Source organism: Mobiluncus sp. (assembly GCF_985070215.1).
Genome location: NZ_CFKZQR010000029.1, coordinates 13,745 through 27,169 on the forward strand (window position 1 = coordinate 13,745; position 13,425 = coordinate 27,169).

General features: G+C 56.2%; 16 protein-coding genes. All 16 read right to left on the reverse strand.

Features of this window, described 5'->3' with window-relative positions; genetic code table 11:
• Positions 1-2: 2 nt before the first annotated feature.
• Complete coding sequence (rpmC, locus tag AC5LBQ_RS06565) at positions 3-245, reverse strand: 50S ribosomal protein L29 (RefSeq protein WP_004008342.1); 243 nt, start codon at positions 243-245, stop codon at positions 3-5.
• On the reverse strand, positions 242-658 hold the full coding sequence (rplP, locus tag AC5LBQ_RS06570; protein WP_282922097.1) for a 50S ribosomal protein L16: 417 nt from the start codon (positions 656-658) through the stop codon (positions 242-244). The genes rpmC and rplP overlap by 4 nt, the downstream gene beginning before the upstream one ends.
• A gap of 3 nt (positions 659-661) precedes the next feature.
• On the reverse strand, positions 662-1,483 hold the full coding sequence (gene rpsC / locus AC5LBQ_RS06575; protein ID WP_282922098.1) for a 30S ribosomal protein S3: 822 nt from the start codon (positions 1,481-1,483) through the stop codon (positions 662-664).
• A 3-nt stretch (positions 1,484-1,486) separates the two neighbouring features.
• The gene (rplV, locus tag AC5LBQ_RS06580; RefSeq protein ID WP_298635893.1) at positions 1,487-2,257 is read right to left on the reverse strand and encodes a 50S ribosomal protein L22; all 771 of its coding nucleotides are present in this window, start codon (positions 2,255-2,257) and stop codon (positions 1,487-1,489) included.
• A 19-nt stretch (positions 2,258-2,276) separates the two neighbouring features.
• Positions 2,277-2,555 carry a 30S ribosomal protein S19 gene (gene rpsS, locus AC5LBQ_RS06585; RefSeq protein WP_282922100.1) on the reverse strand — a complete coding sequence of 93 codons (279 nt, stop codon included), beginning with the start codon at positions 2,553-2,555 and terminating at the stop codon, positions 2,277-2,279.
• A gap of 15 nt (positions 2,556-2,570) precedes the next feature.
• Positions 2,571-3,407, reverse strand: coding sequence for a 50S ribosomal protein L2 (gene rplB, locus AC5LBQ_RS06590; protein WP_282922101.1), 837 nt, complete (start codon positions 3,405-3,407; stop codon positions 2,571-2,573).
• A gap of 12 nt (positions 3,408-3,419) precedes the next feature.
• Complete coding sequence (rplW, locus tag AC5LBQ_RS06595; protein ID WP_282922102.1) at positions 3,420-3,722, reverse strand: 50S ribosomal protein L23; 303 nt, start codon at positions 3,720-3,722, stop codon at positions 3,420-3,422.
• Entirely contained in the window at positions 3,719-4,363 is a 645-nt protein-coding gene (gene rplD, locus AC5LBQ_RS06600; protein ID WP_493264979.1) for a 50S ribosomal protein L4, read from the reverse strand. Before rplD ends, rplW begins: the two co-directional genes overlap by 4 nt.
• 2 nt (positions 4,364-4,365) lie before the next feature.
• The gene (gene rplC, locus AC5LBQ_RS06605; RefSeq protein ID WP_282922104.1) at positions 4,366-5,022 is read right to left on the reverse strand and encodes a 50S ribosomal protein L3; all 657 of its coding nucleotides are present in this window, start codon (positions 5,020-5,022) and stop codon (positions 4,366-4,368) included.
• Between the two features lie 11 nt (positions 5,023-5,033).
• Positions 5,034-5,342, reverse strand: coding sequence for a 30S ribosomal protein S10 (rpsJ, locus tag AC5LBQ_RS06610; protein WP_004008351.1), 309 nt, complete (start codon positions 5,340-5,342; stop codon positions 5,034-5,036).
• Positions 5,343-5,700: 358 nt separating this feature from the next.
• Positions 5,701-6,492: an ABC transporter ATP-binding protein gene (locus AC5LBQ_RS06615; RefSeq protein ID WP_295026548.1), complete on the reverse strand. Its 792-nt coding sequence runs from the start codon at positions 6,490-6,492 to the stop codon at positions 5,701-5,703.
• Between the two features lie 3 nt (positions 6,493-6,495).
• Positions 6,496-7,485 carry an ABC transporter permease gene (locus AC5LBQ_RS06620; protein ID WP_295026546.1) on the reverse strand — a complete coding sequence of 330 codons (990 nt, stop codon included), beginning with the start codon at positions 7,483-7,485 and terminating at the stop codon, positions 6,496-6,498.
• Between the two features lie 186 nt (positions 7,486-7,671).
• Positions 7,672-8,658, reverse strand: a complete 987-nt coding sequence (locus tag AC5LBQ_RS06625) for an ABC transporter substrate-binding protein (protein ID WP_295026545.1) — start codon at positions 8,656-8,658, stop codon at positions 7,672-7,674.
• 125 nt (positions 8,659-8,783) lie between these two features.
• Positions 8,784-10,409 (reverse strand): aldehyde dehydrogenase family protein, encoded by a 1,626-nt coding sequence (locus AC5LBQ_RS06630; RefSeq protein ID WP_493264980.1) that lies wholly within the window; start codon positions 10,407-10,409, stop codon positions 8,784-8,786.
• 90 nt (positions 10,410-10,499) lie between these two features.
• Positions 10,500-12,122, reverse strand: coding sequence for an aldehyde dehydrogenase family protein (locus tag AC5LBQ_RS06635; RefSeq protein ID WP_493264981.1), 1,623 nt, complete (start codon positions 12,120-12,122; stop codon positions 10,500-10,502).
• Between the two features lie 162 nt (positions 12,123-12,284).
• Positions 12,285-13,425, reverse strand: a 1,141-nt coding sequence (gene tuf / locus AC5LBQ_RS06640; protein ID WP_493264982.1) for an elongation factor Tu, incomplete at its 5' end; no start/stop codon positions are given.

Consider the following 13,425-nt stretch of genomic DNA (forward strand, 5'->3'; position numbering starts at 1 on the left):
GATTACTCCTTAACGCTGGGCTCGGTACGAATGCCGAGTTCCCGCTCACGGTAAATGGTGTAGATACGAGCGACATCGCGGCGAACCGCCTTGATGCGGCCGTGGTCTTCGAGCTGACCGGTAGCTTGGGCGAAACGCAGGTTGAAAAGCTCCTGCTTCGCGTCCTTCAGCTTCATCGCGAGCTGCTCGTTATCCATGGCGTCCAAATCGTTAGGAGCCAGTCCTTTGGAACCTATCATGTTCATTCACCACCCTCTCGGGAAATAAAACGGGTCTTGATGGGCAGCTTGTGCTGGGCGCGAGACAGAGCTTCGCGAGCCAGTTCTTCACTAACCCCGGCGATTTCAAACAGCACACGGCCGGGCTTCACCGGAGCCACCCACCATTCGGGGGAACCTTTACCAGAACCCATACGAGTTTCCGCGGGCTTCTTGGTCAGCGGACGATCCGGGAAGATGTTAATCCAGATCTTGCCACCACGCTTGACGTGACGAGTCACGGCAATACGAGCCGCTTCAATCTGACGGTTAGTCAGGTAAGCGCCCTCCAGGGCTTGGATACCGTAATCGCCGAAAGCGATTTCGGTGCCGCCCTTAGCGTAGCCACGCCGGCCCGGACGGTGCTGGCGACGCCACTTAGTACGACGAGGAATCAGCATTGCTTATGCCTCCGTTTCTGTGGTTGCCCCGGCGGCGACAGTCGCGGCTTCGGGGGTTTCGTTTACGTTTTCGTTGGCCGCGTTGTCAGCAGGACGGTCGGCACGAGGACGGCGGGTCCCCGCGTGACGGTCGTTGCGGCGACCCGTACGGCCGGCCTGTTCAGCCTGCATCCGGTTCCAATCCCGTTCGGTCATGTCACCCTTGTAAATCCAGACCTTCACACCGATGCGTCCAAAAGTGGTCCGCGCTTCGTAAAAGCCGTAGTCGATGTTGGCGCGCAGAGTGTGCAGCGGCACGCGGCCTTCCCGGTAGAACTCGGAGCGGGACATTTCCGCACCGCCCAAACGACCGGAGCACTGCACGCGGATACCTTTGGCACCCGCACGCTGCGCAGACTGCATTCCCTTACGCATCGCGCGACGGAAAGACACACGGGCGCTGAGCTGTTCAGCAATGGACTGAGCGACCAGCTGCGCATCCAAATCGGGGTTCTTAACCTCGCGGATGTTCAACTGCACCTGTTTGCCCGTCAGCTTTTCCAGCTGGGCGCGCAAGCGATCTGCTTCCGCACCGCGTCGTCCGATGACGATACCGGGACGAGCCGTGTACAGGTCCACAGACACGCGATCGCGAGTCCGCTCAATTTCGACCTTAGAAATACCGGCACGTTCTAGCTTGTCCTGCATGAGACGACGAATCTCGACGTCTTCCTTCACGAAGTCGCGGTAACGCTGACCGGACTTCGTAGAGTCAGCAAACCAGCGGGAACGGTGTTCCGCGGTTACGCCCAGACGGAAACCAGTGGGATGTACTTTCTGACCCATTATTTACTCCGCTCCCTTCTCAGTGCTTTTCGCGGCGGGCTTTTTTGCCGCCGTGCTCTTCGTAGCCGTGGACTTGGTCGTGCTCGACTTCGAAGTCGTAGACTTTGCGGCCGTTGTCTTGGTCGCAGTGGACTTCGTCGTTGCCGAGTTGGTGGTCTTGGACTTCGCAGCCGTGGACTTGGTCGTGCTCGCCTTGGTGGCCGAAGCCTTGGTAGTCGTGGACTTAGTCGCGGCCGGCTTCTTGGCAGGAGCCTTCTTGGCCGTGGTCGTGGACTTCGCAGCCGACTCTTCCTTGGCTTCTACCGGCTTAGCTGCCTTTTTCGTGACAGCGGCCGCAGCGGCCTTCTTTGCGGCGGAAGCCGAAATCCGATCAGCTTCCGGACGACGCTGGGACGGCAAGTACGGAGCGGCAAGTTCCTTCTTGTCTTCCGCGTCTCCCACCACAATGGTCAGGTGAGAAGTACGCTTCAAGATACGCGCCCCGCGCCCTTGTGCCCGAGCCCGGAAACGCTTCATCGTGGGTCCGTCATTGACGTAGGCCTCGATGACGTACATCTCATCGGAATCAAAAGACGTACCGGCGTTGCGAGCAGCCTGTTCAGCGTTAGCCAAGGCGGAAACCAGAGTCTTGCGAATCGGCAAGGCCGGCTTTTGCGGAGCAAACTTCAGCACGTCAAGCGCCTTGTTCGCTTCCATTCCGCGCACCTCATTCATGATGCGGCGAGCCTTTTGCGGAGTCACGCGCACATAGCGGGTATGAGCAGTAGCTTTCATGTTCTATCCCTCCCCCGCTTTAGCGGCGACCTTTCTTGTCTTCCTTGTCGTGACCACGGAAAGTACGAGTCGGAGCAAATTCACCCAACTTGTGACCGACCATGGATTCGGTGATAAACACCGGCACGTGCTTGCGACCGTCGTGCACCGCGATGGTGTGACCCAGGAAATCCGGGGTAATCATCGAACGGCGCGACCAGGTCTTAATGACGTTCTTTGTGTTGGCCTCGTTTTGTGCGTCCACCTTCTTTTGCAGGTGAGCATCAACAAAGGGGCCTTTCTTCAAACTGCGTGGCATAAACAAACTCCCCTATCAGCGATTCTTGCCAGTCTTACGGCGACGGACAATGTACTGATTCGACGCCTTCTTCTTGCTACGAGTACGACCCTCGGGCTTGCCCCAGGGGCTCACCGGGTGACGGCCACCGGAAGTGCGGCCTTCGCCACCACCGTGCGGGTGGTCAACCGGGTTCATAACCACACCACGGACCTTCGGACGGCGTCCCAACCAACGGGAGCGACCGGCCTTGCCCAAGTCGATGTTGGCATGATCGGAGTTACCGACTTCACCAATGGTGGCGCGGCAACGAGCATCCACGTTGCGGATTTCGCCAGACGGCATCCGCAGCTGAGCAAAACGCCCCTCTTTGGCGACCAGCTGGACAGAAACGCCAGCGGAGCGGGCAATCTTGGCCCCGCCGCCCGGACGCATCTCTACAGCGTGAATCGTGGTACCTAGCGGAATGTTCTTCAGCGGCAAGTTGTTGCCGGGCTTGATATCCGCAGTGGGACCCTGTTCGATGGAATCGCCCTGCTTCAACTTGGACGGAGCCAAGATGTAGCGCTTTTCGCCATCGGCGTAGTGCAGCAAAGCAATGCGCGCCGAACGGTTCGGATCGTATTCAATGTGAGCCACCTTGGCGGGAATACCATCCTTGTCGTGACGACGGAAATCAATCAGGCGATACTGACGCTTGTGGCCACCACCGCGACGACGAGAGGTAATCCGACCTTTGTTGTTGCGCCCACCGGTCTTGTGCAGCGGACGAACCAGGGACTTCTCCGGGTGATCACGCGTAATTTCCGCGAAATCTGACACGGAAGAACCACGACGGCCCGGAGTTGTTGGCTTGTACTTACGAATTCCCATGAGTTATCCCCCTTAGGCCTGCATCCCAAAGACGTCAATCGAGCCCTCTTTGAGGGTAACGATGGCGCGCTTGGTGTCGTTACGCTTGCCCCAGCCGGTGCGGGTGCGCACGCGCTTGCCCTCACGGTTCTGGGTATTGACGGAAGCAACCTTTACCTTAAAGATTTCTTCGATAGCCGACTTGATTTCGACCTTGTTTGCGTCGGGAGCCACCACGAAGGTGTACTGACCGTGGTCAATCAAGTTGTAGGCTTTTTCGCTGACGACGGGCTTAATAATCACGTCGTGCGGGTTCTTAGTCTTTTCCAGGCTCACTTGTCTTCTCCTTTCCCAAGGAAGGAGTCCAACGCCGTCGCCGAGAACACCACATCGTCGTTAGCCAACACATCGTAGGTGTTCAGCTCGCCGACGAACAGAGCGTGGTGCTCGCTGAGGTTATTCACACTCAACGCCACGACGTCATCAACTTCCGGGGTCAACACAATCAGGGCGCGACGATCGTCGACAACACCCTGCAAAGCTGCTTTCGCGGCCTTGGTGGACGGGGCTTCCTTGACACCGAAGTCGCTCAACACGTGGATACGCCCAGCGCGCGCCCGATCAGACAAAGCCTGGCGCAAAGCGGCAGCTTTCATCTTTTTCGGGGTGTTCTGGGAGTAGTCACGAGGCTGCGGACCGTGTACGGTGCCGCCGCCAGCGAACTGCGGGGCGCGAATAGAGCCCTGACGAGCCCGGCCGGTATCCTTTTGACGCCACGGCTTCTTGCCGCCGCCGGCGACGTCACCACGAGTCTTGGTGGCGTGGGTCCCTTGACGAGCGGCCGCCAACTGGGCGTTTACGACCTGGTGTACCAAGGGGTTGTTAAAGTCGAGGTCGAAAACCTCTCCGGGCAGCTCTACGGTGCCGGTTTTCTTGCCGACGCCATCAAAAATGTCTACGCTGCGGTTTTCAGTCATTGTTAGGCTCCCTTCACTGCAGAGCGGATCATGACGATGCCGCCTTTGGGGCCGGGAATCGCGCCGGTCAAAACGACCAGACCCTTTTCCGCGTCCACAGCCTGAACCTTCAAGTTCATGATGGTGCGACGGTTACCTCCCATACGGCCGGCCATGTTCAAGCCTTTGAACACGCGGCCCGGGGTAGCGCAAGCACCGATAGAGCCGGGCTTGCGGTGGTTGCGGTGTGCACCGTGAGAAGAGGACACGCCCTGGAAACCGTGACGCTTCATCACCCCGGCAAAGCCTTTGCCTTTGGTGTTTCCGGAAACGTCCACCAGGACTCCCGCGTCAAAAACATCCGCGCCCAGTTCCTGGCCGAGCTCGTAGGAGCTGGCGTCGTTGGTGCGAATTTCCGCGAGGTGACGGCGCGGTTCTACCCCGGCCTTGGCGAAGTGACCCGCCATCGGCTTGGTGACCTTGCGCTCGTCCATCTTGCCGAAGCCCAGCTGGACAGCATCGTAGCCGTCGGTTTCATTGGTACGAATCTGGGTGACAACGTTCTTTTCGACCTGGACCACCGTCACGGGAATCAACTTGCCGTCTTCATCCCAGACCTGGGTCATGCCGAGCTTGCGCCCCAGTAATGCCTTTACAGAGGCCATGGTGTCGTTAGTCATCGTGGTCCTCCTTACAGCTTAATCTCAATATTCACGTCTGCCGGCAGTTCAAGACGCATCAGCGAATCAACTGCGGAAGGCGTGGGGTCAATAATGTCAATCAGACGCTTGTGGGTGCGAACTTCAAATTGCTCCCGGCTGTCCTTATATTTGTGCGGCGACCGAATCACAACGTAAACGTTCTTTTCGGTCGGCAGGGGCACAGGTCCGACTACGGTAGCGCCAGCACTGGTTACCGTCTCGACAATTTTCTTTGCCGAGGAGTCAATGACCTCATGGTCATAAGACTTCAGCCGAATGCGGATTTTTTGTCCCGCCATGGGCTAACCTCTCTCTAACTGGTTCTTCACCGGTACACGCTTTCGGGTGTGTCGCATTTATAAACGCAACACGAGCGAAAACTCGCACCGTTGGATTTCCATTCCACCTGACTTTTGCCAGGCAAGTGCGCACTGGGAGGCGTGAACCCGCCTCAAGATGCGCCGAGGATAAAGCCTACGCTAAAACCGCTGTCTGATGCAAATTCTGCGGTCAGTTCAAACCCGCCACAAACAACTGTTCACGAAAAATGTTGCACACTTTCGACTCTTTAAATGCTATTACAAACCCAAGCCGAGACGCCACTACACCGGGAAATACCCAAAACAGCTGAACTAAGCGGCAGGCTCGGGACAAAAATTAGGACAGCATGGTCCGGTCAGATAGCGCCGCGCCTTTGAACTTGGCGAACTGAGCCAGCAGGTCGTCCACAGTCGCGTTTTCCTTGTCTTTCCCGCTCAGTTCCATAATGATTTCGCCCTCATGCATCATGATGAGGCGGTTGCCCAGGTGCAGAGCCTGTTCCATATTGTGAGTCACCATCAGGGTGGTCAGTCCGTGGCGCGCCACTAGCTCCTGGGTCAACCGGGTGATCAACTCGGCACGCGCCGGATCCAAAGCCGCCGTGTGTTCATCGAGAAGCAAAATCTTCGGCTGAGTGAACACGGCCATTACCAGGGACAGCGCTTGACGTTGCCCGCCGGAGAGCAAACCCACACGGGCAGTCAGGCGATTTTCCAAACCTTGCTCCAAAACCTTGAGCTCTTCGCGGAACTGTGCCTTGCGGGCTCGGGTCACCCCGAGTCCCAGCCCGTGCCCATGGGTGCGGGCCCAGGCAATCGCCAAGTTCTCTTCAATAGTCATGTGCGGGCAGGTTCCCGCCATCGGGTCTTGGAACACGCGTCCCACGTAACGCGCCACTTTGTAGTCAGGTTTGCGCGTCACATCGTGGCCGTCAATATGTATCTGTCCCAAGTCGGGGCGGTAGCGTCCCGAGACGATGTTCAGCAAGGTTGATTTGCCCGCTCCGTTGGAACCGATGACGGTCACAAAGTCACCCTCGTCCAACTGCAGGGAGATGTCACGCAGAGCAATTTTTTCGTTAACGGTGTGACGGAAAAACGCCTTGGAAATATGCGAAAGTTCTAGCATGGTTCACAGCCCCTTCCGTCGGGTCCGTTTGGTGATATGTTTATCCGCCGGGCGGGTATCGCCGGAGTCAAGCTCCTCAGCGTCAGCCGTGTCCCAGGGCTGCACCCCGGAGAACTCCGCAATGGGATGGTTCTTTTGCCACGAAAGAAAGCCTTTCCACCGCGGGGCAATGAGGAACACCACCACGATGATGGCGCTTAGCAGTTTCATGTCGTTGGGGTTGAATCCCGGAATCATCAAGGCAGCTTGAATGATGACGCGATACACGACAGAGCCGCCCACCACTGCCAACACTGCCATCCAGATGCGTCCGGTCGGAATGACCGCGGTGCCAATGATAACCGAGGCTAAACCGGCAATAATCAACCCGATACCCATAGAAATATCCGCAAAGCCTTGATATTGGGCGATGAGGGAACCGGACAGCGCCACCAAGCCGTTGGACAGCGCCAAGCCGATTAGTTTGGCCAAGTCGGTGTTCACCCCTTGGGCACGCGCCATTTCTTCGTTATCGCCGGTGGCGCGCAAAGCCAACCCCAGATTAGTGGACAGGAACCACACGACTATCCCGCAGGCTACCAGCAGGACCACCAGCAGAATCGCTACGCTGACCCACGTTCCCACCAGATTGGCCTCCCGCAGCGGCGTAAACAGCGATTCTTCACGCCGAAACGGCAGGTTGGATTTGCCCATAATGCGCAGGTTCACCGAATACAAACCAATCTGGGTCAAGATTCCCGCCAGTAGCGGGTGAATTTTCCCCGCCGTATTCAGCAAGCCGGTAATCAACCCGGCAATTAGTCCCACCGCGAATCCTGCCAAGGTTCCCAGCCACGGGCTGCCCCCGCCGAGGATAACGACCGCGCAAGCTGCCGCTCCGGTGGTAAAACTCGAATCAATCGTCAAATCGGCGAAATCGAGGATTCTGAATGTGAGGTACACCCCCAGAGCCATCAATCCGTAGATGAGACCCAGCTCCACCGCACCAATCATATTTTTTCAAATCCTTACGTGTATTCACAAGGTTCCCCGGTTACGTTTTCGGGTTGGCTCACCCACCCATTAAAACACGAGCCTGACACGCTAGCCAAAATAGGGCCGCGGGCACTCGCGCCTTTCCAGCATCGCAAAAGCCCACCCCGCTTTTAGGCAGGATGGGCTATTGCCAAAACACTTCGATTACTGGTAAACCACCTTGTCGGCTTTATCCATAAGCTCAGCGGGAATCGGGTGTCCCTGCTTCTTGGCGGCCTCCGGGTTTATCACCAGTAACGGAGTTTTTTGGGCTTCTACCGGCATAGCTTCGGGTTTGGCCTCGCCCTTTAAGATCTTTACCGCCATTTCTCCGGTCTGATGACCCAAGGTCTTGTAATCCAGCCCAAGTGTCAAAGCCGCACCGTCATTAACCGAGCTAGACTCACCAGCCACCGTGAGGATGCCCTTTTCCTCCGCGACCTGCAGCACGGAATCCAACGCAGCTACCACGGTGTTATCGGTGGGAATGAAAATGGCATCGACTCCAGTCAGGGTCTGGGCGGCCTGCTGAACTTCGGCGGTGTTAGTGATGGTTTTTTCCACCACTTCCAGACCCTGCTTCTTAGCTTCAGCTTTCGCCAATTTGACTTGTACCTGCGAGTTTACCTCTCCGGAAGAGTAGATAATGCCAACCTTATGAGCATCGGGAATCACCTGTTTGACCAGGTCAATCTGTTTCGCCACCGGATTCATATCCGTAGTGCCGGTCACGTTGTAACCCGGCGCCTCGTTAGATTCCACCAGCTCCGCTGCCACCGGATCCGTCACCGCCGTGAACAGTACCGGGGTATCGACCACGTTTTGGGCAATGGACTGAGCCATGGGGGTGGCGATAGCAAACACCAAATCATAATCGCCCGCAGCGTACTTGGAGGCGATGGAGTTCACGTTGGTCTGGTCCCCTTGGGCATTGGAAGCGTCATAGGTGACATCCAGGCCAGCTTCACTTAAAGCGGCTTTAAATCCAGCTACTGCCTCGTCCAAGGGCGGGAAACTGGCGTACTGAGCAATAGCGACTTTGTATTCGCCGTCATTACTAGCAGCACCTCCCTTGGCGGCGTCTGTAGAGGAGCAACCCGCCAGCGCCAAAGCGGCCATACCGACAACTATTGAGGCAATTATTCTACGCATCAGGAAAATCCTTCGTTTTGGTGAATATTGAAACTCACCATAACGCTATTCACGTTTTGAAAAAAACTCGTCTCACATATCGAACTACAGGGTTAGTGAAAGGAATCCAACCGGAAAGCAAAAGATTACACCGGGCCAACAAATCGGTCTCGTATCCACCGGAAGAAATTTCTGATCCCATCCGCGACCACGGTGTCGGTCACGTTACGCGACAGCCAGGAATATAACCCCATAAACCAGAAAGTCAGGCGCTCCGTCCAGTTTCCGGAACGCCAGTCTTTCGGCACCCAGGAAATGGACTTCAAACGCGCGGCCGAAAATACCTGGGTGTATTGCAAAATTGCTTCCAGACCATGACGAATCCCCTGGCCGCTTTCGCTTTTGCCCTGAATCGGCGCCTTCCACGACATATCCATCGAGAAACACGTGTCGTTGACGCTGACTGTGGCAAACTGTGCATTGTTAATCAGGTTCCGCACGAAATCTATGTCGCGAGTAAAGACGGCGGCAGAATCAATCACTCGTGACCCCGCTAGCAGACGAACCACGTTCGCGATGTCTTTGAACGATAGCAGCGCCACTACCGGTCCGTACACTTCCGTTTCCAGAAGCTCCAAATCAGGAGGCAAATCCGCCACGATGGTCGGCTCAAAAAAAGTCGGACTAATCTCAGGACGCGGATGGGACCCCGTCAGTACCCGGGCGCCGTTCTCAAGAGCCAGTTTCACAACTTTTTCACAATTCTTGACTCGGCCAGGGTACATCATGGAGCCCATAGTGGCGTGCCGATCCACGAATCGCCCGACCCGAATCTGCTCATGTGTATATCGGAGCATCATCTGTTCAAACGGTTCTCGCACTGATTCATGCACAAAAATAATCTCAACAGCTTTCGTGGATTGGCCGGCGTTCAGGAAAGCCGAACGGGCACAGGCTTTCGCCGCATCCCACAATTTCGCGTCATCCATCACCAACGCAATGTTTTTAACCCCTCCAAAGCAAGAAATGGGCACCGAGTGGCGAGCACACTCCATCGAGATTTTTTGACACATCCGGTTCGGTCCGATGGCTGAAACATAGTCGAGGGCCGGAATGAACTGCATCCCGAACTGTGAAGATTCCGATACCACGATGCGCCACACGTCTGCGGGCATCCCGGCGTCCACCAGCACCGCTTTCATCAACAGGGCTCCCAGAGTCGCCTGGGGAGTCACGAAATTGACCACCGCGTTACCGGCCATAATAGGGTTCAAGATATCGCAGACCATAGAAATTGGATTGTCCGCGGAAGTGAACATCCCTACTACCCCCATGGGGCGGTACCAAACCCGATAGGTGGACAGCGGTACCGCGCCCCCACCCCGGCGCGGTTTCCACAGATACCTCAAATGTCGCTTAATGCCCCGTACCTGGGTAATCATGTAAAAATACTCTGAGGAAGCGTCCAGCCAGGATTTCCCGCTCAACAGCTGGTCGAGCCCAATAATCGGCTCGTAATAGCGCACAACTCGTCTCAAGAATCGGTACAGAATGCGTGAACGCGTGTAAGAGCTCTCTTGTGACCACTGTTCACTCACGGCATGAGCCCGAAGCACGGATTGTTCCCCATCAGAGAAGGTGGAGCAATGCAGGGTTCCTAAGGGTTCCCAAGTCTGGACATTGTAAACCGGAGCATCAGCACCGCTCTCGCCACGACCGGCAATAAGCAGGGCTGTCATGAACTTGTCGTCGATACCCTTGGGGTATTCCATGTCTCCTCCTCCCTGATTGTAATCTAATGGTTCGTTTCTCCAGTTTGTCCGAATCCGTTGTCACTCTGACGTAGCGAAACGAAAGTAGTCCTATACCGGGCCGTGAACCCGATTCTTAATGTGATGCCGCAGGTTACGCCACGCATAAGCAATCACGGTATCGGTGAACAGAATCGAGGCAATCACCGCGGCGCGGCTAGAGAAAAAGCTCCACCGTTCCATCCGGTTTCCAGGCTGGAGGTCGTTTGAAATCCAGGGATGACCTTCCTGCCTCGCCACGGATTGAACGCGGGAATACTGCAGAATCGACTCCAACCCGTGACGGATGCCGGAGCCGGTACTCCTGATACCCTGAATCGGAGCTTGCCACGTCGAGTACAGACTCAAGTAGGAGTCGTTTATGATTACCGCTGCGCCGTTGGCCGCCTGGATGAAATCACGCATCATGAACTCGGATTCAGTGAACAGATAGATACAGTAACTGTGCCGAGACGTGCCCAAGAAGCGTGATACTTCCGTGAGGTCCTGGAATGGTTGCAGATAGATGAGGGGGCCGTGAAGCTCACTTGCACAGATTGCGGCGTCCTGCGGCACTCTGGCGAGTATGGTCGGTTCATAGAAGGACGGTCCCAAATCCGGGGCGGTGCTGCCGCCTAGGACTAGCTCAGCTCCTCGTTGGACCGCGTCGTCCACCAGCTCCTGGATGGTTTGCACCCGCTGCGGTGTCAGCATGGAACCCAAGGTGGTTTCAGCAGAATCCAGAGAACCAATGGTGACCTGGTCAGACACAAAGTCTTTCAAGGCGAGTTTAAAGTAATCAAAAATCGATTCCTGCACCCAGATGACTTCGGCACTGTTTACGGTTTGTCCCGCGTGTTGGAAACCAGCGCGGGCCATCGCCCGGACCGCATGATCAAAACGGCAATCTTCACAAATCACGCCAACGTTAAGCACCCGCAGGAAACCCTTGAACGGAACCCGGTATTCCTGGCAAACTCTCGAAATCCGGCGTCCCAGCTTTTCCGAGCCTAAAACCGTGACCATATCCAGACCGGGAATGACGGCGCGCCCCGCTTTTGAAGTTGTGTCCGGAATAATCTTCCACAAACCGTACGGCATTCCCGCATCTACCAACATGGCGTGCATCAGTACAGCGCCCAAGGCCGCCTGGGGGGTCACGAAGTTGACGACCGCATTTCCCGCCGCAATCGCCTGTAGGACATCGTTGATTGAAGAAAGCGGCCAGTCAGGTGACGTGAAAATTCCCACTATGCCCAAGGGACGCTGGTAAACACGCCACCGCGAACCGGGTAGCGCTCCCCTACCAGCTCGGTGTTTGCCCAGCCTACGGCTGGAAAATTTGATGTTTTTCGCGGTGGACAAAACATCGAGAAACTCTTCGTGGGCATCAATTAATGATTTGCCGCTGAGCATTTGCGACAGGGCGACCATTTCGTTTTGGTACTTCCACACTAACTGGGAAAATCGGGCCAAAACTTTGGCGCGCCCATAGGGCCCCATTTCGGTCCAGACCACCTGTGCTGCCTGCACCGTCATCAAAGAGTCCTGGGCGTCTTCGGGGGAAGCCGTAGCGACGCGGGTCAGCAACCGTCCGGATTCCACATCGACCACGTCTTTGCGAGGACCGTGCATCCAGGACAAAAATTCTGCCAAGGTGGCAAAAAATCTGTCATCCAAGACATCGGAATGCACTGCAACCCCTCCCTGTACGTCAATTGTAGGTTACGAACAGCCTTTTGAATTATAGCCAAACTAGGAAGCTATGAAGAGCTTTGCCGGGTTCTGTCGCTTTATAGCAAGGTGGGCAGGAAACCGAAGTTTCCTGCCCACCGCTGTGTAATTGACCGTAGGTAATTACGCGATGATCTTGGTCACCTTGCCGGAACCAACGGTACGGCCGCCTTCGCGGATAGCGAAGCCGAGGCCTTCTTCCATAGCGATAGGCTGAATCAGCTCCACGCTGATTTCAGTGGTGTCGCCAGGCATAACCATTTCGGTGCCTTCGGGCAGGTGGATAACACCGGTAACGTCGGTGGTGCGGAAGAAGAACTGCGGGCGGTAGCCATCGTAGAAGGACTTGTGACGTCCGCCTTCATCCTTCTTCAAGATGTAGACCTTGCCCTCGAACTTGGTGTGCGGGGTCACGGAACCAGGAATGCAGATAACCTGGCCGCGCTCGACATCTTCACGCTTGGTGCCGCGCAGCAGCAGACCACAGTTCTCGCCGGCGTAGGCCTCGTCCATGGACTTGTGGAACATTTCGATACCGGTAACGGTGGTCTTTTGCGTCGGACGAATACCCACGATTTCGACTTCAGCGTTCAACGGCAACTTGCCACGCTCCACACGACCGGTCACCACGGTGCCACGGCCGGTAATGGTAAAGACGTCTTCGATAGGCATCAAGAACGGCTTGTCGAGGTCACGAACAGGCTCAGGAATGTAGGTGTCAACCGCTTCCACGAGCTCTTCAACCTTCTTGGTCCACTCGGGGTCGCCTTCCAAGGCCTTCAGAGCGGAAAGGTGGATAATCGGGCAGTCGCGGTCGAAGCCCTGCTTCTCCAGGTCTTCGCGGATTTCGTCCTCCACGATTTCCAGCATGTCTTCGTCTACATCCGGGGAATCGCACTTGTTCAGAGCGACCAGGATGGAAGGCACGCCGACCTGCTTGGCCAACAGGATGTGCTCCTTGGTCTGAGCCATCGGGCCGTCAGTGGCAGCCACCACGAGGATAGCGCCGTCCATCTGCGCAGCGCCGGTAATCATGTTCTTGATGTAGTCGGCGTGGCCAGGGGCGTCCACGTGAGCGTAGTGACGGTTGGGGGTTTCGTATTCAACGTGAGAAACGTTGATGGTGATGCCGCGCTGACGTTCCTCCGGAGCGTTATCCACCTGATCGAAGGGGGTGAACTTGTTTGCGGGCAAATCCGGATACTTGTCAGCCAACACCTTGGTGATAGCTGCAGTCAAAGTAGTCTTGCCGTGGTCGACGTGA